The 23,507-nt window shown below is 47.5% G+C and carries 26 protein-coding genes; 25 read left to right on the top strand and 1 reads right to left on the bottom strand.

Features of this window, described 5'->3' with window-relative positions; translation table 11 throughout:
- Positions 1–82: 82 nt before the first annotated feature.
- From MCG98_RS14110 to ilvA, 10 genes are all read left to right on the top strand, one after another.
- On the top strand, positions 83–610 hold the full coding sequence (locus MCG98_RS14110; RefSeq protein WP_240302571.1) for a DUF177 domain-containing protein: 528 nt from the start codon (positions 83–85) through the stop codon (positions 608–610).
- A gap of 2 nt (positions 611–612) precedes the next feature.
- Complete coding sequence (rpmF, locus tag MCG98_RS14105; protein WP_028528917.1) at positions 613–792, top strand: 50S ribosomal protein L32; 180 nt, start codon at positions 613–615, stop codon at positions 790–792.
- An 82-nt stretch (positions 793–874) separates the two neighbouring features.
- Complete coding sequence (locus MCG98_RS14100; protein ID WP_240302570.1) at positions 875–1,435, top strand: DUF2284 domain-containing protein; 561 nt, start codon at positions 875–877, stop codon at positions 1,433–1,435.
- A gap of 81 nt (positions 1,436–1,516) precedes the next feature.
- Entirely contained in the window at positions 1,517–2,455 is a 939-nt protein-coding gene (locus MCG98_RS14095) for a hypothetical protein (protein WP_240302569.1), read from the top strand.
- A gap of 144 nt (positions 2,456–2,599) precedes the next feature.
- Entirely contained in the window at positions 2,600–3,598 is a 999-nt protein-coding gene (plsX, locus tag MCG98_RS14090) for a phosphate acyltransferase PlsX (protein WP_345891726.1), read from the top strand.
- 21 nt (positions 3,599–3,619) lie between these two features.
- Entirely contained in the window at positions 3,620–3,850 is a 231-nt protein-coding gene (gene acpP, locus MCG98_RS14085; RefSeq protein ID WP_240302567.1) for an acyl carrier protein, read from the top strand.
- 79 nt (positions 3,851–3,929) lie between these two features.
- Positions 3,930–4,649: a ribonuclease III gene (gene rnc, locus MCG98_RS14080; protein WP_240303451.1), complete on the top strand. Its 720-nt coding sequence runs from the start codon at positions 3,930–3,932 to the stop codon at positions 4,647–4,649.
- A complete protein-coding gene (gene smc, locus MCG98_RS14075) occupies positions 4,630–8,190 on the top strand; it encodes a chromosome segregation protein SMC (RefSeq protein ID WP_240302566.1) in 3,561 nt (1,186 codons plus the stop codon). Before rnc ends, smc begins: the two co-directional genes overlap by 20 nt.
- Positions 8,191–8,202: 12 nt before the next feature.
- Complete coding sequence (ftsY, locus tag MCG98_RS14070) at positions 8,203–9,141, top strand: signal recognition particle-docking protein FtsY (RefSeq protein ID WP_240302565.1); 939 nt, start codon at positions 8,203–8,205, stop codon at positions 9,139–9,141.
- 32 nt (positions 9,142–9,173) lie between these two features.
- Entirely contained in the window at positions 9,174–10,397 is a 1,224-nt protein-coding gene (gene ilvA, locus MCG98_RS14065; RefSeq protein WP_240302564.1) for a threonine ammonia-lyase, read from the top strand.
- A 76-nt stretch (positions 10,398–10,473) separates the two neighbouring features.
- Here the strand turns inward: ilvA and MCG98_RS14060 are convergent, their stop codons facing one another.
- A complete protein-coding gene (locus tag MCG98_RS14060) occupies positions 10,474–11,583 on the bottom strand; it encodes a DUF362 domain-containing protein (RefSeq protein WP_240302563.1) in 1,110 nt (369 codons plus the stop codon).
- Between the two features lie 125 nt (positions 11,584–11,708).
- Between MCG98_RS14060 and larB the strand changes: the two genes are divergently transcribed.
- The 15 genes from larB to MCG98_RS13985 all read left to right on the top strand — a co-directional run bounded on the left by larB (position 11,709) and on the right by MCG98_RS13985 (position 23,505).
- Positions 11,709–12,458, top strand: a complete 750-nt coding sequence (gene larB / locus MCG98_RS14055) for a nickel pincer cofactor biosynthesis protein LarB (RefSeq protein ID WP_240302562.1) — start codon at positions 11,709–11,711, stop codon at positions 12,456–12,458.
- 17 nt (positions 12,459–12,475) lie between these two features.
- Entirely contained in the window at positions 12,476–13,657 is a 1,182-nt protein-coding gene (larC, locus tag MCG98_RS14050; RefSeq protein ID WP_240302561.1) for a nickel pincer cofactor biosynthesis protein LarC, read from the top strand.
- A complete protein-coding gene (gene larE / locus MCG98_RS14045) occupies positions 13,644–14,507 on the top strand; it encodes an ATP-dependent sacrificial sulfur transferase LarE (RefSeq protein WP_240302560.1) in 864 nt (287 codons plus the stop codon). The genes larC and larE overlap by 14 nt, the downstream gene beginning before the upstream one ends.
- A 61-nt stretch (positions 14,508–14,568) precedes the next feature.
- A complete protein-coding gene (ylxM, locus tag MCG98_RS14040; RefSeq protein ID WP_240302559.1) occupies positions 14,569–14,913 on the top strand; it encodes a YlxM family DNA-binding protein in 345 nt (114 codons plus the stop codon).
- A gap of 3 nt (positions 14,914–14,916) precedes the next feature.
- Positions 14,917–16,263 (top strand): signal recognition particle protein, encoded by a 1,347-nt coding sequence (gene ffh, locus MCG98_RS14035; protein ID WP_240302558.1) that lies wholly within the window; start codon positions 14,917–14,919, stop codon positions 16,261–16,263.
- A gap of 35 nt (positions 16,264–16,298) precedes the next feature.
- Entirely contained in the window at positions 16,299–16,544 is a 246-nt protein-coding gene (rpsP, locus tag MCG98_RS14030) for a 30S ribosomal protein S16 (RefSeq protein WP_028528931.1), read from the top strand.
- A gap of 52 nt (positions 16,545–16,596) precedes the next feature.
- On the top strand, positions 16,597–16,824 hold the full coding sequence (locus tag MCG98_RS14025) for a KH domain-containing protein (protein ID WP_028528932.1): 228 nt from the start codon (positions 16,597–16,599) through the stop codon (positions 16,822–16,824).
- 115 nt (positions 16,825–16,939) lie between these two features.
- Positions 16,940–17,446, top strand: a complete 507-nt coding sequence (gene rimM / locus MCG98_RS14020; RefSeq protein WP_240302557.1) for a ribosome maturation factor RimM — start codon at positions 16,940–16,942, stop codon at positions 17,444–17,446.
- A 9-nt stretch (positions 17,447–17,455) separates the two neighbouring features.
- On the top strand, positions 17,456–18,145 hold the full coding sequence (gene trmD, locus MCG98_RS14015) for a tRNA (guanosine(37)-N1)-methyltransferase TrmD (RefSeq protein WP_240302556.1): 690 nt from the start codon (positions 17,456–17,458) through the stop codon (positions 18,143–18,145).
- A gap of 189 nt (positions 18,146–18,334) precedes the next feature.
- Complete coding sequence (locus MCG98_RS14010) at positions 18,335–18,703, top strand: LytTR family DNA-binding domain-containing protein (protein WP_240302555.1); 369 nt, start codon at positions 18,335–18,337, stop codon at positions 18,701–18,703.
- Positions 18,704–18,852: 149 nt separating this feature from the next.
- Positions 18,853–20,763: a chitobiase/beta-hexosaminidase C-terminal domain-containing protein gene (locus MCG98_RS14005; RefSeq protein ID WP_240302554.1), complete on the top strand. Its 1,911-nt coding sequence runs from the start codon at positions 18,853–18,855 to the stop codon at positions 20,761–20,763.
- Positions 20,764–20,900: 137 nt separating this feature from the next.
- On the top strand, positions 20,901–21,248 hold the full coding sequence (rplS, locus tag MCG98_RS14000; RefSeq protein ID WP_240302553.1) for a 50S ribosomal protein L19: 348 nt from the start codon (positions 20,901–20,903) through the stop codon (positions 21,246–21,248).
- 69 nt (positions 21,249–21,317) lie between these two features.
- On the top strand, positions 21,318–21,884 hold the full coding sequence (gene lepB, locus MCG98_RS13995; protein ID WP_240302552.1) for a signal peptidase I: 567 nt from the start codon (positions 21,318–21,320) through the stop codon (positions 21,882–21,884).
- Positions 21,885–21,899: 15 nt separating this feature from the next.
- Positions 21,900–22,766, top strand: coding sequence for a ribosome biogenesis GTPase YlqF (gene ylqF / locus MCG98_RS13990; protein WP_240302551.1), 867 nt, complete (start codon positions 21,900–21,902; stop codon positions 22,764–22,766).
- Entirely contained in the window at positions 22,738–23,505 is a 768-nt protein-coding gene (locus MCG98_RS13985; RefSeq protein WP_345891667.1) for a ribonuclease HII, read from the top strand. The genes ylqF and MCG98_RS13985 overlap by 29 nt, the downstream gene beginning before the upstream one ends.
- Positions 23,506–23,507 lie beyond the last annotated feature (2 nt).

Genomic DNA, 23,507 nt, shown 5'->3' with positions numbered 1-23,507 from the left:
TCAATCTTAAAAGTCAAGTAAAAAGAGTTGACAAATTCCGCACTCATATGTATAATTAACAAAGTGTGATTAGGAGACTATTATGCGAATTGATCTGACAGATATTTTAGCCCGGGAGGGGAAAACGGAAGAACTGGAAACAGCTTTGGAAATTAGTGTGTTTAAAACCAGGGCAGGAGAATATCCAATAATTGGGAAATCCCCTGTGCACCTGTGCATTACGCACAATGCCGGTCAGGTTCTGGAGATTGCTGCAGATTGCGATGCAGTGATCGAGATTCCGTGCGCCCGTTGTCTGGAGCCGGTCAGGACTTTATTTGAGCTTCACGCAGTGCGCGAAGTGGATATGAAGCTGACGGATGCGGAGCGGGAAGAAATGCTGGATGATGGCGGATATATTGAGGGGAAAACACTTGATGTGGATGCGCTGATGCATAATGAGATTTTATTCGATTGGCCGATGCAGGTACTGTGCAGTGAAGACTGTAAGGGCATCTGTATAAAATGCGGGGCTAATCTGAACCAGACATCATGCGATTGTGATACTGCCAGTCTTGACCCAAGGATGGCGGCAATCAGTGATATATTTAGAAAGTTTAAGGAGGTGTAATAATGTCCATCTGTCCAAAAAATAAAACATCAAAAGCCAGAAGAGATAAGAGAAGAGCAAACTGGAAAATGAGTGCTCCGAACCTGGTGAAATGCAGCAAATGCGGAGAACTGATGATGCCTCATCGTGTATGTAAGGCATGCGGGTCCTATAATAAAAAAGAAATCATTACTATGGACTAAGTTATTAAAAGGCTTTCCGATGCTTCGGAAAGCCTTTTGTCATATGTGCAGACAAGGAAACAACAGGATCGGGGGATTTGTTATGAAACAGTACGAAGAAATGGAACAGCATTGTATGGAGTGCGGTGCTTTTAAGGCGAAAGTTATCGATACAGGGAAGATTCCGTTCGATGAAGAACTTCGCAAAGCCTGTGAGGCTAATATTTGCGGGCACTATGGAAGGAATTATGCCTGCCCTCCGAATGTGGGGGCGCCCGGAGAGCTGATCGCTGAGGCGAAATCTTACCATAAGGCTCTGGTTTTTCAGACAGTTACAGAAATTGAGGATTCCTATGATATCGAGGGGATGATGGATGCGCAGAACCGCCACACGGAGGTTGCAGAATCCATAGAAGAGATGGTCAGGAAGTACTATGAGAAATTTCTGAGACTGGAGGCGGGCGGCTGCACACGGTGTAAAGTCTGCGGACAAATTACAGGGGAGCCATGCAGAATGCCGGATAAAGCAACTGCATCGGTAGAAGCTTACTGCATGAACTGTTCGCAGCTTGCAGAAGTAAGTGGAATGAAGTATATTAATGGGGTGAATACAGTTACATACTTCGGCATGTTTTTGCTGCCGGCTTCAGAGATTGACTTTTGATTCATAGTTATGCTATACTGTGAAACAGGAAATATACAAAACTGAAAAGATTTTGTAACAATTAGATAAGGGGTAACGAGTATGAAGTTTAAAAAAGGGATATTAGCAGTAATGCTGGTCGGATGCATGACATTTTTATCGGGCTGTTCCCTGGGAGAGACCTGGGAACTGCTGTGGGGGAACCATAAGAGTGAAGCTGAGGATGGGAGTACGGCACAGGATGTTTTTGACCCGAATGCCATTAAGGTGGATGAAAATGTTGAAGTACCGAAGTTCAGCAAGAATCTCGAAGGAAAGGCTACATATGCTGTAGGTGATAAAGCCAAGGAACTTGCCGTGGAAGCCAAGGTAGAAGGAGATGGCAAGATCAGTTACCAATGGTATAAGAATACCGTAGATTCAAACGGCGGCGGCATGAAAATTGAAGGCGCCACCGAGGCTAAATATACACCGGATACCTCCGAAGAAGGATACTGGTATTATTTTGTTGTCGCAACAAACACGGTAGATAAGGCTGTCAACATGGTGACGAGCGATATCGTTGAGATCTATGTGGATCCGAATAAAGATCCGGCGCCTAAAGAGGGAGAAGAAAAACCTGGATGGGCAAAGGACAAAACCGGAAAGTACTATGTAGCGGATGATGGAAACCGCGTCAAAGGCAAATGGAAAGAAATAAAGGGCAAGTGGTATCTGTTTGACAAGAATGGATATATGCTGACTGGATGGCAGAAGGTCAAAGATATCTGGTACTATTTAAATGAGAACGGGTCAATGGCGACAGGGTTTATTACTGTTGACGGAAAGAAATATTATCTGAACGATAAGGGTCAGATGAATGTCGGCTGGCTGGATGGGAGCGGCAGCTGGTTCTATTCCGGATCAGATGGAGCGCTGAAGCTTTCCGAGTGGGTGGAAATTGATGACAGCTGGTATTACTTTAATGAAGACGGCATTATGCTCACAAACTGTGAGGTAGACGGCAAGTGGCTGAATCCAGACGGCAAGCTCGCAGAATAATTGTAAATGGTAAAAGGGGGGATACTGCGCATGCGGTATCCCCTTTCTTATACTTGCATTTTATAAGGATGTTTAGTATATTATTCTTAGTGTTATTTTTGGGAACGAAAAAAATGAAGGTTTGGAGATGAATAAATGGAACAGTTGGTAAAGGTGGCAGTAGATGCGATGGGAGGCGATTACGCACCGGAAGAGCCGGTTAAGGGAGCTGTGGAGGCCGTCAGAGCGGATAAGCGTATCTTTGTATATCTGACAGGAAAAAAAGATCTTATTGAGAAAGAACTTGAGAAATATACTTATCCGAAAGAAAGAATTGAAGTGGTCCATGCATCTGAGGTGATTGAAACAGCAGAACCGCCGGTAAATGCGATTCGTGGAAAAAAAGATTCTTCTATTGTAGTGGCATTGACGCTGGTACGAAAAGGTGAGGCAGATGCATTCGTCTCTTCAGGCAGCACCGGTGCAGTTCTGGTTGGCGGGCAGGTACTGGTGGGCAGGATTAAGGGAGTTGAGCGTGCACCGCTTGCGCCGATGATTCCGACTGCCAGGGGTGCTTCTCTTCTGATCGACTGCGGCGCGAATGTAGATGCAAGGGCGTCTCATCTGGTACAGTTCGCGCAGATGGGTTCCATATATATGGAGAGTGTAATGGGAATCGAAAACCCGAGGGTCGCCATCGTAAATATTGGGGCGGAAGAAGAAAAGGGAAATGCGCTTGTGAAGGAGACGTTTCCGCTGCTGAAGGACTGCCGGCATATCAATTTTATTGGAAGTATTGAGGCGCGGGACATTCCGGCGGGATATGCAGATGTTATTGTCTGCGAAGCATTTGTCGGCAACGTGATCCTGAAACTGTATGAAGGTGTGGGAGCGACGTTGATTTCGAAGGTGAAAGAAGGCATGATGACTACCCTGAGAAGCAAGATAGGAGCACTTCTTGTAAAACCGGCATTGAAAACGACGTTGAAGGCATTTGATGCCAGCCAGTATGGCGGAGCACCTCTGCTGGGATTAAAAGGTCTGGTCGTAAAAACGCATGGCAGCTCCAAATCAATGGAATTTTGTAACTCTATTCTTCAATGTATCCAGTTTAAGTCTGAGAATATAAGCGGAAAAATTCAGGAGCATATCGCGGAAGTGTAAAGGATGAGGGAGGAGAAGGGTATGGAATACGAAAAACTTCAGGAAATCATTGCTGACGTTCTGAATGTGGATAAAGCGGAAGTAAAGATGGATACAACATTTGTCGATGATCTCTGTGCGGATTCTCTGGATATTTTCCAGATCATCATGGCGTTGGAGGAAGAATTTGATATTGAGATCTCGAACGAAGAGACAGAAAAGATTGTATCTGTCGGTGATGCGGTAGAGGCAATCAGGCGCGCGATCGGATGAGAAAATAAGGTTTGGTTATAGAAAGACTGTCTTGGGAAAAATCTGTTCAGGTGAGACAGTCTTTTTGATTGGAGAAGAGATGAAGACGGAAAAACAACAATGTAATTTGGAAACAAAACTGGATTATCAATTTAAGAACCGGAAGCTTCTGGAAATGGCGCTCCGCCACAGTTCGTACACAAACGAGCACCGGATGCCGAGGGTGGAGTGCAATGAGCGTCTGGAATTTTTAGGGGATGCGGTGCTGGAACTTGTCTCGAGCGAATTTCTTTATCAGACGTATCCTGATTATCCGGAGGGAGAACTGACAAAATTCAGGGCGAGCCTGGTGTGTGAACCGACGCTTGCATACGATGCGCGGCAGATCTGTCTGGGAGAGTATCTGCTGCTCGGAAAGGGAGAAGACAATTCAGGCGGACGCAGGAGAGATTCCATAGTATCTGATGCATTGGAGGCGATCATCGGAGCCATTTATCTTGACGGCGGGCTGGAATGTGCAAAAACATTTATTATCAGGCATGTACTGAATGATATCCAGCATAAGCAGCTGTTTTATGACAGCAAGACAATCCTGCAGGAGATCGTACAGGGAAGTATGCAGGGAGATATTGTATACCAGCTGGTGGGAGAAGACGGACCTGATCATGACAAGACATTTACAACAGAGGTACAGGTGAACGGTCAGATGCTGGGCACCGGTAAAGGACGGACAAAAAAGGCAGCGGAGCAGGCGGCCGCGTATCATGCGATCTGTGAGCTGAAGAAAAAACAGGTGAGTCATGTATTTAAAGAGCATTGAAATCCAGGGATTTAAGTCGTTTGCAAATAAAATATGTTTTGAATTTCACAACGGAATCACAGGAATCGTGGGTCCGAATGGAAGTGGAAAAAGTAATGTCGGAGATGCGGTTCGCTGGGTGCTGGGAGAGCAGAGTGCAAAGCAGCTTCGCGGCGGGAATATGCAGGATGTGATTTTTTCAGGAACAGAAAACAGGAAACCGCTCGGTTTTGCGTCGGTTGCGATCACGCTGGACAATTCCGATCATAAGCTTGATATAGAATATGAAGAGGTTACGGTCACAAGAAGGCTGTACCGGTCAGGCGAGAGTGAATATCTGCTGAATGGTGCTGCGTGCAGGCTGAAAGATATCAATGAGCTGTTTTATGACACAGGTATTGGAAAAGAAGGGTATTCCATCATCGGCCAGGGCCAGATCGATAAGATCTTAAGCGGAAAACCTGAGGAGCGCAGGGAATTATTTGATGAGGCTGCAGGCATTGTAAAGTTTAAGCGCAGGAAAAATACAGCTTTAAAAAAACTGGCAGAAGAACAGCAGAATCTTGTCCGTGTCAATGATATCTTAAGTGAGCTGACCAGGCAGCTGGGACCGTTGTCCAGACAATCTGAGACGGCGCGTATTTATATCAAAAAGAGAGAAGAACTGAAAAATTTTGAGGTCAGCATGTTTCTCTCGGAGCTGGAACACAGCGGTGAACAGCTGAACCAGATCGATAATAAGTATCGTATTGCGGATGAAGAACTGAAGGCGGCGGCGCGTGAATTTGAACAGACCAAGACTGAATATGAGACATTGGAACACGAGATGGAGGTTCTCGACGAAAAGATCGAACAGACCAGAGAGGCATCGGGAAGCAGCGCACTTTTAAAACAGCAGCTGGAGGGTCAGCGCAATGTATTAAAAGAACAGATCAATACGGCACGTCTGAACGATGAACACCATCAGAACCGTGTGGATGCCATCGAGAGTGAGCTTTGCAGGCATGAAGAGGAAGCCGGGAAATGTCTGAAGGAGAAAGATGATGTTCTGGCTGAAAAAATGAAATCTGAGTGCCGGCAGAAGGAAAAAGAAGAAGCGTTAAAAAGCCTGCAGGAGGAGATTGAGGCTGTCAGCAGAAATGTGGAAGACGGCAAGGGCAGGATCATTGAGATGCTGAACAAAAGAGCGTCCACCAAAGGCAAGGTGCAGCGCTATGATGCCATGCTGGAACAGATCCAGATCCGAAAATCAGAATTGAACCAGCGTTACATACAGACGAAAAGTGAAGAGAGCCAACAGAAGGAACTGGAAGTCACGTATCAGACGCAGTATGAGAAAATCACAGCGGGAGTCGAGGAGATGAGCCGCGAACAGAAACGTCTGGAACAGGAAGTTGCGTCAATCCAACAGCAGCTGGCCGAACAGAACCGCCAGATGGAGGTCGGCCAGACAGCGTACCACAGAGAAGCTTCGCGTCTGGAGTCCCTGAAAAATCTAACCGAACGGTATGACGGCTACGGCAACAGTATCCGCAGGGTGATGGAACAAAAACAAAAACATCCGGGAATCCGCGGAGTTGTGGCTGACCTGATCCAGACGGAGAAGAAATATGAGACTGCAGTGGAGACTGCTCTTGGCGGCAGTATTCAAAATATCGTCACGGATGATGAGCACACTGCGAAGTCCATGATTGACTTTTTGAAAAAGAACAGATACGGACGCGCGACATTCCTCCCGCTGACAACAGTAAGAGGAGGCGCCTCTTTTCCAAAGCCGGAAGCGCTCCGTGAAGAGGGGGTCATAGGGCTTGCGCATACGCTGGTAAAGACGGAGTCCAGATATGAATCGCTGATCGAGTATCTGCTCGGCAGGACGCTGGTTGTGGACCATATCGATCATGCGATCGCGCTGGGGAAAAAATACAGGCATTCTCTCAGAATGGTGACCCTGGAGGGAGAATCCTTTAGTCCGGGCGGTTCCATGACAGGCGGGGCTTTTAAAAACAGCAGCAACCTGCTTGGACGACGCCGTGAGCTGGAAGAGCTTGAACATAATGTGAAAACCCTCAGGCGTGAGATGGATGAGATGCAGCAGGTGATCGAGGAGAACCGCAGCAAAAGAAATGTTCTGCGCGACACTATCATGGAAATGTCGGAACGCATCCAGGAACAGTGCATTCTTCAGAATACAGCAAGAATGAATCTGGAACAGACACGGGAAAAACTGACACAGACGGAAACGGGATATGCTCAGCTGAAAAACGAACAGTCTGAGCTGAGTGCACAGATTAAGGAAATCAATGACAGCAGTGCTGCAATCGGACGTGAACTGGACGACCTGAAAATTCTGGAAGAACGCATTCAGGAAGAAATATCTGCAGGTCAGGAACAGGCAGATGCCCTGCGGAGAACAGAAGAACAGGCTGTCGGGGAACTTGAAACCGCCCACCTTGAATACGCACAGCTGAAACAAAAAGAAGAATTTCTGGATCAGACACTTGGTAGGATTCATCGGGAAGAGGTTACACTCAGGGAAGAGCTGACAAAGATTCGTGAGACCATGAATCAGGGAAGCGGGCAGATGGCTGAGATAGAACAGCGGATCGCCAAAATGGAGCAGGAGATCGAAGAGGCTGCCTGCAAGACAGAACTGTTTGAACAGAAGACGAAAAATTATAATATAGAAAAAGAGAAGATGAGCAGGAGTCATAAAGCGTTCTTTGAAAAGCGGGATGAACTTTCGCAGAAAATGAACCTTCTGGATAAAGAGTGTTTTCGTCTGAATAACCAGAAAGAAAAGCTTGAAGAATCCCGTGAGGCCAGGATCAATTATATGTGGGAAGAATATGAAGTCACTCCGGGAACAGCGGCATCACTTGTCACCGGGGAAATACCGGAACGGGGAGACCTGCGAAAGGATATAGCTGCCTGCAAGGAAGAGATCCGAAAGCTGGGACCTGTGAATGTAAATGCGATCGAAGACTATAAAGAGCTGAAAGAACGGCACGAGTTTCTGGAATCACAGCACCATGACCTGGTGGAAGCGGAAGCGACGCTGCTCAATATCATAGATGAGCTGGAAGCAGGCATGCGAAAGCAGTTTGCGGAAAAATTTGAAGAAATCAGGAAAGAATTTGACAGGGTCTTCAAGCAGCTGTTCGGCGGAGGCAAGGGAACACTTGAACTGATGGATGATGAGGATGTGCTGGAAGCAGGTATCAGGATCATATCACAGCCTCCTGGAAAGAAGCTGCAGAATATGATGCAGCTGTCGGGAGGAGAGAAAGCGCTCACGGCAATCGCGCTGCTGTTTGCGATTCAGAATCTGAAACCATCCCCGTTCTGTCTGCTGGATGAAATTGAGGCCGCGCTGGACGATTCCAACGTCACACGCTTTGCCCAGTATCTTCATAAGTTGACAAAGAATACACAATTCATTATTATTACACATAGGAGAGGCACCATGACGGCCGCAGACCGCCTGTATGGAATTACGATGCAGGAGAAGGGCGTCTCGACCCTGGTGTCTGTCAATCTCATAGAAAATGATCTGGATAAGTAGGGGGCTTTAGACATGGCAGGAGAAAAACAAGGATTTTTCAAACGTCTGGTGAGTGGATTATCCAAAACCAGAGACAATATTGTATCCGGGATTGATTCTATTTTCAGTGGCTTTTCCAGTATTGATGAGGATTTTTATGAAGAGATCGAAGAAATTCTCGTGCTGGGAGACATTGGTATCAATACCACAAATGCGATCATTGAAAACCTGAAACAGCAGGTTAAGGAAAAAAAGATCAAGGAACCATCGGAATGTAAGCAACTGCTGATCGACAGTATCAAACAGCAGATGGATGTAGGCGAGACGGCATATGAATTTGAAAGCAGAAAGTCGGTGGTGCTGGTCATCGGAGTAAACGGTGTTGGCAAAACGACCTCCGTCGGAAAACTGGCCGGAAAATTAAAGGATCAGAATAAAAAAGTTGTTCTGGCTGCGGCGGATACCTTCCGGGCTGCAGCGGGAGAGCAGCTGACGGAATGGGCGCACCGCGCGGGTGTTGAGATCATCGGTGGACAGCAGGGTGCGGACCCGGCTGCCGTTGTGTTCGATGCCGTACAGGCAGCAAAGGCGAGAGATGCGGATATTCTGCTGTGTGATACGGCAGGCCGCCTGCACAATAAAAAGAATCTGATGGAAGAATTGAAAAAAATATACCGGATTCTGGAGCGTGAATACCCGGAGGCCTTTCTGGAGACCCTGGTTGTGCTGGATGGTACAACGGGTCAGAACGCGCTTGCGCAGGCGAAGCAGTTTGCGGAGGTGGCAAATGTCACAGGAATTATTCTGACGAAGCTGGACGGGACCGCCAAAGGCGGGATCGCTGTTGCGATTCAGTCAGAACTTGATATTCCGGTGAAATATATCGGTGTGGGCGAAACGATTGATGATCTTCAGAAGTTTGATTCTTCAGAATTTGTCAATGCACTGTTTCACAAAAATGATGATAATTAGCGGATATACAGCATGTGCCGGGGTATGTGCAGATGGAGGAGACTATGTTAACGTTAGAAAAATTTGAGGAAGCATCAGAAGTCGTAAAACAAGTGACACAGGAGACGAAACTGGTCTACAGTGAGTATTTCAGTGCCAATACCGGTAACAGGGTTTATTTAAAACCGGAAAATATGCAGGTCACCGGGGCATACAAGATCAGAGGGGCTTACTATAAGATCAGCACGCTTAGCGATGAGGAGCGTTCCAAGGGGCTGATTACGGCGTCTGCCGGCAACCATGCGCAGGGAGTGGCGTACGCGGCGAAGAAATTTGGTGTAAAGGCAGTGATCGTGATGCCGACGACGACTCCTCTTATCAAGGTAGAGCGCACGAAGAGCTATGGAGCTGAAGTCGTGCTGGAAGGCGATGTCTATGATGAGGCATGCGAACATGCATATAAACTGGCGGAGGAACACGGCTATACCTTCATTCACCCGTTCGATGATCCTGCGGTGGCTACCGGTCAGGGAACAATTGCAATGGAGATCGTGAAAGAGCTGCCTCTGGTGGACTACATCCTGGTTCCGATCGGAGGAGGAGGCCTTGCGACGGGGGTCTCCACACTTGCGAAACTTCTGAATCCGAATATCAGGGTGATCGGAGTAGAACCGGCAGGTGCAAACTGTATGCAGGCATCCCTGGAAAAAGGGGAAGTCACAACACTTCCGCACATCGATACGATCGCCGACGGTACGGCAGTAAAGACGCCGGGGGAAGTTATTTTCCCGTATATCCAGAAGAACCTGGACGATATCATCACGGTGGAGGACGAGGAACTGATCGTGTCCTTCCTGGATATGGTGGAAAACCATAAGATGATCGTGGAGAATTCAGGTCTGCTGACTGTTGCGGCGCTGAAGCATCTGAATATGAAAAACAAAAAAATCGTCTCCATCTTAAGCGGCGGCAATATGGATGTGATCACCATGTCATCCGTTGTGCAGAATGGTCTGATCCAGAGAGACCGTATCTTTACGATCTCCGTACTGCTTCCGGATAAACCGGGTGAACTCGTCAGGGTATCGCAGGTGATCGCTGAGGAGCAGGGAAATGTTATCCGTCTTGATCATAATCAGTTTTTCAGTACGAACCGGAACGCGGCTGTTGAGCTGAAGATCACGCTGGAAGCATTCGGAACCCAGCACAAAGGACAGATTGTCCGGGCGCTTGAGGAGCACGGATACCGCCCGAAGCTGATCCGTCCGAATCTGTAAGTAATGACTAACAACAGAAACAGAAGAGGAAGACACTGATTCACATCTGCTGAATCAGCGTCTTCCTCTTTGTGGATTATTTCACTTCAATCAACTCATATTCCTTACTTCCAAGACCCAGCTTCACCGCATGGTCGATGCAGACCATCCAGTTGGTCTCCGGGCTGATGGCGCTGAAGTGATCGTGGCCTTCGTGGTCGGATTCGTCGAGCAGGCTTCCCGGTGTGACGGGCTGAGCGTTGACGGCATCGGCACATGCGACATCGAGCGCTACCGGGTCAAAGGAGGCGAACATTCCGACATCCGGGATGACAGACAGGTCGTTGTCCGGATGACAGTCGCAGAAAGGTGCGACATCGATCACGAGGCTGATATGGAAATTCGGCCGTCCGTCGAGGACTGCCTTTGAATACTCTGCGATCTTCTTGTTCAGGATGTCATTGGATTCATCCGAGGCCTCACGGATTGCATCCTGCGGACAGGCTCCGATACAGCGGCCGCAGCCGACACATTTGTTGTGATCGATGGACGCTTTTTTATCCGTGATCGTAATCGCCTCATGTGCACAGTTTTTGGTGCAGAGAGTGCAGCCCACACATTTGCGTTCTTTCACAAACGGTTTTCCGGCATTGTGCATCTCCATCTTTCCGGCGCGGGAACCGCAGCCCATGCCAATGTTCTTTAAGGCTCCGCCAAATCCGGTGAATTCATGACCTTTAAAATGATTCAGGGAGATAAAAATATCCGCATCCATGATAGCCTGTCCGATTTTGGCTTCCCTGATGTGTTCGCCGCCTGCAACAGGGACGAGTGCCTCGTCTGTTCCCTTCAGACCGTCGCCGATGATGACATGGCAGCCTGTTGAAAATGGAGAAAATCCGTTCTCATACGCACTGTTCAGATGATCGAGTGCGTTTTTTCGTCCGCCGATATAGAGTGTGTTGCAGTCTGTCAGGAAGGGACGGCCGCCCAGTTCGCGGACAACGTCAACGACGGTTTTGGCATAATTGGGACGAAGATAGGCCAGATTTCCAGGCTCACCGAAATGCATCTTGATAGCGGTATAACGTCTGTCAAAGTGAATATTATCGATGCCGGCCGCTTTGATCAGCTTTGCGAGCTTTTGCTGGCGATTGGATTTCATGGTTGTGCGAAGATTGGTATAGTAGACTTTTGAAGCTTCCATTTGATACCTCCGTATGTAATTGAATTTGCATGATGCCAGGGCTAAAGACGTTTTGACCCTGGTATCTTTACATAATTGTATCATAGATGCTATAATATCGAAAGATGAAAAAGAGGGTTGAACATATGGATACATATAAATTATTGGAACAGGTTAAAAATGGAGAGCTTTCCATCGCGGAAGCCGAAGAGCAGCTGAAGAAGCTTCCTTATGAAGATATCGGCTGTGCCAAGATCGATCATCACCGAAGCCTTCGAAGCGGGTTCGGGGAAGTGATCTACAGTGCCGGAAAGTCAGTGGAACAGATGCGGGCAATCTACCGCAGCTTTTATGAGCGGCGGGAAAATGTGATGGGTACGAGAGCCAGCCGGGATCAGTATCTCGCGCTGAGCGGGGAATTTCCAGAGATAGAATACGATGAGACCGCGCGGATCCTGGGACTGTATTTCAACCGTCCCAGGCAGACCGGATGTGTAGCGGTGTGTACCGGAGGTACATCGGATATTCCGGTGGCTGAGGAGGCGGCACAGACAGCCGAATATTTCGGGTGTCGGGTAAACCGGATCTATGATGTGGGTGTGGCGGGAATCCATCGTCTGATCTCCAAACTGGATGACATTCGCGAGGCTAACTGCGTGATCGCGGTCGCAGGTATGGAAGGCGCGCTTCCCGGTGTGGTCGCCGGACTCGTGGAACGCCCGGTGATCGCAGTACCGACATCGATCGGATACGGCGCAAACTTTCAGGGGATCGCGCCGCTGTTGACAATGCTTAATTCCTGTGCGGAGGGGATCGCAACCGTGAATATAGACAATGGTTTCGGAGCCGGCTATCTGGCGGCACAGATGAACCGCCTGGCGGGATCAAAATCATAGAGATGGGAGCTAATACAATGGAAGACAGAATATTATACCTGGAAGGATCGTCCGGGATCAGCGGCGATATGACAGTGGGCGCCCTGTTGGACCTGGGTGCGGATGAATCTCATCTGAGGAATGAACTGTCCAAACTGCCGCTTTCACATTATGAGATTGAGGTTGGACGAATTAAAAAGAATGGCATTGACAGCTGTGCATTCCGGGTCGCGGTGGCGGAGGAACATCAGCCGCATCGTTCCTATGGGGACATCGAACAGATGATCATGGAGTCGGAGCTTGAGGAAAAGGTAAAGAGACTGGCGGTAAAAATATTTTATGTGCTGGCGAAGGCCGAGGCGAAGGTTCACGGCGTCACTACGGATACGGTACATTTTCATGAAGTCGGTGCCGTGGATTCCATTATCGATATCGTTGCCGCTGCAATCTGCATCTGTGATCTTGGAATCACACAGACGGCAGTGGGAACGCTCCGGGAAGGCTGCGGGACGACGTGGTGCCAGCACGGGGAGATCCCCGTTCCGGTACCTGCGACTGCTGAACTGATCGCTCAGTATGGCCTGCCGGTATCACTCACAGATACGAAAGGTGAGATGATCACGCCGACCGGTGCGGCGATAGCGGCAGCGCTTCGCAGCAGAGAACTGCTTCCGGAAGAGATGGTGATCAGAGACATAGGAATCGGTGCGGGTACAAAGGAGTTCCCACATGCGAACATTCTGCGTGCGATGATCGTGTCGGAAATCAGAAAACCGGAGGATGTGTGGGTGCTGGAAACCAACGTCGATGACTGCAGCGGAGAACAGCTTGGCTTTCTGCAGGAAGAGCTTTTGAATCTGGGGGTGAAGGATGTGGTATATCTTCCGGTTTATATGAAGAAAAACAGACCGGCATATCTGCTGCAGGTTCTCTGTCAGGATGAAATGGCGGAGGCAGCGGAGGATATGATTTTCAGGGAATCTACGAGCATCGGCATCCGCAGGTACCGGGCGGGAAGAAATGTGCTGGAACGGAGAATGGAGAGGATACCGACAAAATACGGGGAAATCCGTATGAAAATCTGTTACCGAAGCAATCATGTATACACCTATCCTGAATATGAAGACATCAGACGCGCGGCAACAAAGGAAGGGATCGGCTACCGGGAGGTGTATGAGGCAGCGGTCCGGGAAGCAGGTGAGCTGTTTGACAGAGAATAGGAAAAAGGTCCGTGAACTGCTGGCTGATATCACCAGAAAAGATGTGTGCATTGCGTTTTCGGGAGGCGTGGACAGCAGCCTTCTGCTGAAGCTGGCACTGGCGGAGGCAAAAAGGCATGATACCACAGTGTATGCCGTAACTTTTGATACACAGCTGCATCCATCCTGTGATATACAGATTGCCCGTGCGGTTGCGGGAGAGATGGGGGCCAGGCATCAGGTGATAGAGGTGGATGAACTTGCAAATCCTGCGATATTAAAGAATCCGGTCGACCGTTGTTATCTCTGCAAAAAAGAATTGTTTGCGAGGCTGCTGGAGTTTGCTGACAGTAAAAATATCCGGACTGTGCTGGAAGGGACGAACCGGGACGATGATTTTCAATACCGCCCGGGAATCCGGGCCGTGGAGGAACTGGGGGTGTTGAGCCCGCTGCGTGTCTGCGGACTGTCGAAGAGGGAGATCCGCACATGGGCAAAAGAACTGGGGATAGCGGTTGCGGACAGGCCATCGACTCCGTGTATGGCAACACGGCTTCCGTATGGAACCGTTATCACCGCAGAGATTCTGAAACGTATTGAGAGCGGTGAAGAATTTTTAAAAACATTCGGCTTTCAGAATGTGAGGCTTCGTGTGCACGGAGATATTGCAAGGGTGGAGCTGGACAGGGGAGCATTTATTGAGGCGGTGGACCGGTCGGAGGAGATTCTGACGGAGCTGAAAAAGCTCGGATTTACTTATGTTACTCTGGATCTGGAAGGCTTCAGGTCAGGCAGTATGGATAAAAATCGTAACAGTTCAGACGGCGCATCTTCTTGCCCGCCGTCTGAATTGTTACGAAAAAAGCTGTGATGTCAAGAAAAAGTACTTGACAGCATCACTTTTCTATTGTATGATTGCAAAGGTGATTTGAATGGAAAAGATAGTAGAACAGGCATTATTATATGACTTTTATGGTGAATTGCTGACGGATCACCAGAGACAGATCTATGAAGCAGTCGCATTAAATGACTATTCACTCAGTGAAGTCGCACAGGACCTGGGCATCAGCCGTCAGGGGGTGCATGATATGATCAAACGCTGCAGCAGGATTCTCGCAGAGTATGAGGAAAAGCTCCATCTGGTACAGAAGTTTTTGAGTATCAGAGATAAAGTGAATCGTATTCACGCGTTGACCAAAAACTGTGAGGGTGAGACGAAAGAGTCTCTGATGAAGCAGATTGAAGAGATATCGGTAGGTATTCTGGAGGAATTATAATTCATGGCATTTGAGAGTTTATCTGAAAAACTGCAGAATGTATTTAAAAAGCTGAGAAGTAAGGGAAAACTTACAGAAGAAGATGTTAAGACTGCCCTGAAAGAAGTCAAGATGGCACTGCTCGAAGCGGATGTCAGTTTTAAAGTAGTCAAACAGTTTATTAAGTCTGTACAGGAACGGGCAGTCGGACAGGATGTCATGAACGGTCTGAATCCGGGACAGATGGTGATAAAAATTGTAAATGAAGAGTTGATCGCACTGATGGGCAGTGAGACCACGGAGCTTCCCATGAAGCAGGGAAATGCGGTTACAGTATTCATGATGGCCGGTCTTCAGGGAGCCGGTAAGACGACGACAGTGGCAAAGCTTGCCGGAAAGCTGAAGTCAAAAGGAAAACGTCCGCTGCTGGTGGCATGTGATGTATACCGCCCGGCTGCCATCAAACAGCTGGAAATGAACGGCGAAAAGCAGGGCGTGGAAGTATTCTCGATGGGGGATAAGCAAAAGCCGGTCAATATCGCAAAAGCTGCGATGGAGCATGCGAAAAACAACGGACATAACGTTGTGCTGCTGGATACGGCGGGAAGGCTTCACATAGACGAGGATATGATGGCAGAACTGGCAGAGATTAAAGGCGCAGTGGAGATAGACGCCACGGTGCTGGTAGTTGACGCCATGACAGGACAGGATGCGGTCAATGTAGCGCAGATGTTCCATGATAAAATCGGTATTGACGGAGTCATCCTGACGAAGATGGACGGCGATACAAGAGGCGGAGCGGCGCTTTCAATAAAAGCAGTCTGCGGAAAGCCGATTCTGTATGTCGGTATGGGAGAAAAGCTTTCGGATCTGGAACAGTTTTATCCGGACCGTATGGCTTCCAGAATCCTTGGGATGGGAGATGTGATGAGCCTTATCGAGAAGGCACAGGAGAGCATCGACGAAGAAAAAGCCAGGGAAATGGAACAGAAGCTGAAAAAAGCACAGTTTGGATTTGATGATTATCTCGAAAGTATGAATCAGATGAAAAACATGGGCGGACTTTCCAGTGTACTCTCCATGATGCCGGGTATCGGCGGCAAGATGAAAGATCTGGAGGGAATGGTTGACGAGAAAGATATGGCCAGAAAAGAGGCGATGATTCTTTCTATGACGCCGAAGGAACGCTCGAATCCGGATATCCTGAATGTATCCAGAAAACAGAGGATAGCCAGAGGAGCCGGAGTGGACATCAGCGAGGTAAACCGTCTGGTCAAACAGTTTGAACAGGCACGTAAAATGATGAAACAGATGCCCGGTATGATGGGCGGAAAAAGTGGTAAAAGAGGAGGCTTTAAACTTCCTTTTTAACATAAATGCATTTCATTATGAGGAGGTGAAATCAAATGGCAGTAAAGATCAGATTAAGAAGAATGGGACAGAAAAAAGCTCCTTTCTATAGAATCGTTGTAGCTGATTCCAGATCCCCGAGAGATGGAAGGTTCATCGAAGAGATCGGCACATATGATCCGACTCGGGATCCGAGCGTATACAAAATCGATGAAGAAGCAGCTAAAAAATGGCTGGCAAACGGTGCTCAGCCGACAGAAGTAGTTGGAAAACTCTTCAAATTAGCTGGAATCGAAAAATAAGATGTTATTTGCTACGCTGCTTCCTGCACTCATGCGGGAATGGAGGTATGTGATGAAAGAATTAGTGGAAGTGATTGCAAAGGCTCTGGTGGAACATCCTGAGGAAGTTGCAGTGACAGAGAGAGAAGAAGAACGTACCATCGTAGTAGAGCTGAAAGTGGCTCCTTCTGATATGGGAAAAGTGATCGGACGTCAGGGACGCATCGCAAAAGCGATCCGTACCGTTGTAAAATCAGCTTCTTCTAAATGTGACAAAAAAGTGATCGTAGATATCATGTAATGCACATACGGCGCAGTGGACAGGTTCCGGGATGAACGGAACCGGCCGCTGCGTTTCTTTTTGACTTTCACGGCAGTGCGTGAACGTTAATGATTGAAAGAATGGAGTATGAGATATGGAAAATATGCTGCAGGTGGGCGTCATTACTTCCACACATGGCCTGCGCGGTGAGGTCAAGGTGTTTCCGACGACGGATGACGCAGAGCGGTTTAAAAAATTAAAAGAAGTGATCCTGGATACCGGAAAAGAGCATAAGATTATGAAGATTCAGGGAGTGAAATTCTTCAAACAGTTCGTTATCGTGAAATTTGAGGGGCTGGATTGCATTGAGGATGTGGAAATCTACCGCCAGAGACCACTGTTTGTAACCAGGGAACATGCTGTGAAATTAAAGAAAAATGAGTATTTTATCGCGGATTTGATCGGGATGAATGTCTGTACGGAAGATGGAAACGCATTCGGTGTGATCAGAGACGTACTTCAGACGGGTGCAAATGATGTGTATGTTATAGATTCACCGGACCACGGTGAAGTTCTGATACCGGCGATCCGACAGTGCATCCTGGAAGTCAACGTGAAAGCACAGAATATGAAGATCCATCTGATGGATGGACTGGTTTAGGAGGCGCTGATGAATTATCATGTACTGACGCTCTTTCCGGAGATGGTGGAACAGGGGCTTCACACCAGCATCATCGGAAGGGCCATAGAACAGCAGCTGCTCAGCCTTTCCTGCGTGAATATCCGTGATTATGCCGGAAACAAGCACATGAAGGTGGACGATTATCCGTATGGAGGCGGAGCCGGCATGGTGATGCAGGCGGAGCCTGTGTATGCCTCGTATCAGGCGGTAAAAGAAAAGATCGGGTATCCCCCGCGTGTCGTCTACCTGACGCCGCAGGGCGGTGTTTTCAACCAGAAAATGGCACAGGAGCTGGCGCAGGAAAAAGACCTTGTGTTCCTGTGCGGGCATTACGAAGGCATCGATGAACGTGTGCTGGAGGAAATCGTGACGGATTATGTTTCCATAGGGGATTACGTGCTGACAGGCGGAGAGCTTCCGGCTATGGTGATGATCGATACGATCTCCAGGATGGTTCCGGGAGTTCTGAGCAATGAGGAGTCGGCAATGACAGAATCATTTTCAGACAATCTGCTGGAATATCCGCAGTATTCCCGCCCGGCAGTGTGGCGCGGAAAAGAAGTTCCGGAAGTGCTGCTGTCCGGACATCACGCCAACATTGAAAAGTGGCGGCATGAGCAGTCTCTGAAACGGACACGGGAGCGCCGCCCGGATCTGCTGGAGAACGGTGTAGAATGACAATTAATACCCAATATGATAACCTTTCGGAATGATATGTTCCGGAAGGTTTTTTTGTATGTTTTGTATATTGTTTTTATGTACGGAGGGTGCAAAATATTACAAATGGGATGTTGTTTTTGCGCGAATGGGCAATCAAATAGAAATATTTGTTATAATTTGGTGTAAAATGAATGATGAAGGAGACCGATGAGAGTGATAGAGGATGAAAAAAAGAAGAAACATAACAAACTGTATTTCTCTTTGATTGGCAAAGGCGAAGTCGTATTGATGCCCGGGGATATTTACTATTTTGAGCGAGTAAAACGAGTGACGATCATACATACGGTCTGGGGGGAGTATGAGACTTGGGATAAACTGGATGATATTTATAAAAAGGTGTCCGGTATGGATTTTATCAGATGCCACAACAGTTACATTGTCTATCTGCCGGCGATCAGGGAAAAACAGAAAAACACGTTTGTTCTCAGGAATGATACGAGAATCGGTATCAGCCGGGGATTTGCAAAGGCCACGAGAATTACATTTATGGAATGGGTGGGGGCGCAGACATTGTGACGAATGATGAATGCGCCTCCTGAACTGCGCAGTGATGTCCAAAAGAGATATGCCAGTTTGTATATATCACTTTACGCGGGGCAGTTGGGGTGATATAATAGAAAAAGTGAATTGTGATTAAAAAACAGCATCTGGGGAGGTCAAGAACGATGAAGAAGATGATGAAAAAAGTAATGTCGTATATGCTGATTACGGCTGTGATGATGACGAATCTGGCATTGGTACCGGTGGCAGCGTCACAGGAGGATGCGACGGGAAAGTCAGATGAGGTCCAGGAAACATCAACAGAAAATGCTGGTGCTGCGGACGTGGACAAGGCGGAAAAGAAAAATGTGGAAGATAATTCCAACACTGCGCCGGGAGCTAAGAACGGAACGGTTGAAAAGCCGACCGCTACACCGGAATCAGCCACATATAAAGGTGAGCAGACCATTAAACTCGAATGCAATACGCAGGGTGCGGAAATTTATTATACAACGGATGGCGCTGAGCCAAGCAATGACCCTGCGAATACTTCCGCTAAGAAATACGACGCGGAGTTTAAAGTGACAGCAAATACGGCAGTGAATCCGGCTGTTGCGGCAACGACTACGGTTAAGGCAATTGCCTACGTTGGAGAAGACAAAAGCGACACAGAGACGTTTCAATACACAATCGACCCGAATTTTACGATTGCAAAACCGACGGCGTCTGTTGCCTCGGGTACATATAAGGCGGCACAGACAGTAACACTTACCTGCGATACTCCGGATGTTGATATCTATTATACGACAGATGGACGGGATCCTGACCGTGAGGGAAAAGTGGGCGAGAAATATGACCCGGCGAAACCAATCACTATTGATAAAAATATGACGTTGAAAGTCAAGGCGTTTGAAGGCGATGTGAAGAGTGAACTGGCGGCGTATGAATATAAGATTGATCCAAATTTTACAGTTGCAGCGCCGACAGCTGATCCGGCAGCAGGAACTTATCAGGAATCTCAGGCTGTGAAGCTTTCCTGTGCTACACCAAATGCTGAAATTTACTATACAACAGATGGTAAAACGCCGGATAAAACTCAGAATATCGGAACAAAATATGATGGTTCCGGGATTACAGTGGCTACTTCTATGACAGTCAAAGCGATCGCATATGCGGGTGATGCCAGCAGTGAGGTTGCCGAGTATAGATATGAGATTAATGTACCGGTTACCACAGAAAATATAGAAACTGTCACAGTAAATAAACTGACTGCTGCAAAACGTGGAGAAAAGCCGGATACAGATGCTGAATCGGCAGAGCCGGCAAAGTACACCGTAGAAAAAGTTGAGTGGAAAGATGACGAAGGAAAAGCAGCTGGCGGACGTTTTGAAGCAGATTCTACGTATTATGCATATATAACTTTGACAGCGGTTAAAGGATATGAGTTTGACGGCAGCATTTTTGTTCAGAACAAGACCTGTGCTGCGGTAAAGGTTGACGGATATTCAGGAACTCCTGTCGTGACATCTTATGGTAAAGATACAATTACGGTGGCAACAGGATATAAGACGTCCAATGTAGAAACTGCCAGCGCCGACAGCAACAAAATCACCGGTATAAAATCATCCTACACGAAAAATGCTACCGTGACATTCAGTGCAATCGGTGCAGGTTCGACGAATGAAGAAGTTCACGGCAACGAAAGATATGTTCCGGTAGAATATCAGGTTGGTTCCAAATCGGTCGAGATTACAGATAATAAAGCATCCGTAACAAAGTCTTATAAAGTAGCATCTGCTGGAACCTATAAAATGCAGGTGACATTCCAGAAACAGGTATACGATGCGGATGCAGAAGAATGGAAAGATGTTGCGGATGACACAGATGTGAAAGAGGTATCTTTCAAAGTGACATCAACTGGATCTACCAGAAAGTCGGGAACGACAACTCGTAAACCTACAGCTAAGACAACCAGCACCAGGGCAAAGAACGCCAGGACGGCGGATGAGACTCCGCTCGGTGCCATGGCCGCTGTATGTGTGCTTGCGGGAACTGCCGCAGTTGTGATGACGGTCCGCAGAAGAAAGAACGGCTAAGTACCCGCGTGTAAAAGAAAAATACTTGCAAGATTCATGATTATATAGTATAATCTAATTCGTTGTGAGAAAACGAGATGGTCCTCTGTTACAGAAAGTATTAAGAACATCCAGAGAATCAAAGGAGAAGAAATATCATGAACGAAATTATCAAGAACATTGAAGCAGCACAGATGAAAGCTGAAGTTCCGGAATTCCACGTAGGTGACACCGTGAGAGTACATGGTAAGATCAAAGAGGGAAACCGTGAAAGGATTCAGATTTTCGAAGGTGTTGTACTGAAACGTCAGGGCGGAAGCAGCCGTGAGACTTTCACTGTAAGAAAGAATTCTAACGGAATCGGCGTAGAAAAAACATGGCCTCTGCATTCACCGAACGTAGAAAAGATCGAAGTCGTAAGACGCGGTAAAGTAAGACGTGCAAAACTGTACTACTTAAGAGGACGTATCGGTAAAGCTGCAAAGGTTAAAGAGTTAGTAAAATAATGGAAGTAAGACAGGGACAATTACAGTTGTAGTTTGTCCCTGTTTCCGCATACAAGAGGAAAAGATTTAATGGAAGTCAATTTAAGGTACGTAAGAGATTATTTTGCGCAGACGAAATTAAAAAGAGTTCTTGTCTGGATTCTTGAGATTGTGCTTACGATCGGTCTGGCGGCGTTGCTGTCCATGATGTTTTGCCAGACGGTTGCGATGCAGGAAGGCTCCATGGACCCGACATTTTCGGCGGGGGACAAGTTTCTTGTAAATAAGGCGGTTTACAGGGTGAGTACGCCAAAAAGAGGAGACGTGATTGCCTTTCGAACGAGCGGTGACGTAAAGGCGAGTACCCATATTAAGCGGGTGATCGGTGTTCCGGGAGATACGATACAGATTAAGGACGGGACGATTCTGATCAACGGCGAAACGTATGTAGAACAGAGAAATCTTCCTGCGATAACGAATCCGGGACTGGCAGAAGAAGGGATCAAACTTGCCAGTGATGAGTACTTTGTTCTTGGGGATAACAGAAACAGCAGTGTGGACAGCCGGTTTGCAGATATGGGTAATGTAAAACGAGAAAATATTATTGGAGAACTCTGGTTTGTGATATCACCGATGAGCAAGCTGGGTTTTGTATAGAACTGAGGTAACGATATGAATTTACAGTGGTATCCGGGGCATATGACGAAAGCAAAACGTATGATGCAGGAAGATATTAAACTGATCGACCTGATCATAGAGCTTGTAGATGCACGAATTCCGCTTTCGAGCCGAAATCCGGACATTGATGAACTTGGGAAAAATAAAGCGCGTCTGATACTTTTAAACAAGTCGGATCTGGCGGATGAACGTTATAATGAAAAGTGGTCTGCGTATTTTAAAGAGAAAGGTTACTATGCCGTAAAAGTGAACTCCAGAAGCGGCGGCGGTCTCAAGTCCATCAATGGAGTGATTCAGGACGCCTGCAGGGAAAAGATTGAACGGGACAGAAGAAGAGGGATAAAAAATCGTCCGATCCGGGCGATGGTGGTGGGAATCCCAAATGTGGGGAAATCCACATTTATTAACTCTTTTGCGGGCAAAGCCTGCACGAAAACCGGAAACAAGCCTGGAGTTACCAAGGGGAAACAGTGGATACGCCTGAATAAGAGCGTGGAGCTTCTGGATACACCCGGAATTCTCTGGCCTAAATTCGAAGATCAGAGTGTCGGTGTTAAGCTTGCGATGATAGGCTCGATTAAGGATGAAGTTGTCAATGTGGAAGAACTTGCACTGGAACTTTTGAAAAGCCTGCACAAACATTACGAAAGTATTCTGTCAAAACGTTACGATATTGAGGAGACAGAGGATTCCGTGAAGATGCTGGAACAGATCGCAGTTAAGCGCCAGTGTCTGTTGAAGGGACAGGAGCTTGATTATGAGAAGGCAGCCAGAATTGTACTGGAAGAATTCCGCAATGGAAAAATAGGACGAATTACGCTGGAGTATCCCGATGGAGCGAAAGATGAAGACGATCAGTGAGATAAAAAGAGAACTGGAAGCGGCGGCGCCCGAAGAGCGGGAGCCGCTTCTTCAAAAATATGGACAGGATAAGCGTGCGGGTGTACAGGCACTTCTGACACGTATCCGCAGACAGCAGGAAAAGTATAATAAAGAGCTTGCAAGAACTGAGCAGATGAAAGTATACGAGCGTAAATATGAACAACATGGTCATGTGTGCGGGATTGATGAGGTCGGCAGAGGTCCGCTGGCCGGCCCGGTGGTAGCGGCTGCGGTCATACTGCCCCGGGATTGCCAGATACTGTATATCAATGATTCCAAGCAGCTGACAGCGGCAAAACGTGAGGAACTCTATGAAGTGATCATGCGAGAGGCGGTGGCTGTCGGAATTGGATATGATTCGCCGGCTCGGATTGACGAGATCAATATCCTGCAGGCTACCTATGAGGCGATGCGGGGAGCGATAGGTAAATTATCTGTTGTTCCCGGGATATTGCTGAACGATGCGGTGACGATACCCGGGATAGAATTGCAGCAGGTCCCCATCATAAAAGGAGATGCCAGGAGTATATCCATAGCGGCGGCGAGTATTGTTGCCAAAGTTACAAGAGACAGGCTGATGACGGAGTATGACGAGGTACTGCCCGGATATGATTTTGCATCTAATAAAGGCTATGGATCCGCTGTACATATTAAGGCACTGAAAGAACTCGGACCCACGCCGATTCACAGAAAATCATTCATTAAGAATTTTATATGATC

The organism is Ruminococcus sp. OA3 (assembly GCF_022440845.1).
GTDB lineage: Bacteria > Bacillota > Clostridia > Lachnospirales > Lachnospiraceae > Ruminococcus_G.
Note: the sequence above shows the minus strand (reverse complement) of the source record. Positions and strands in the feature narration are given on the sequence as shown.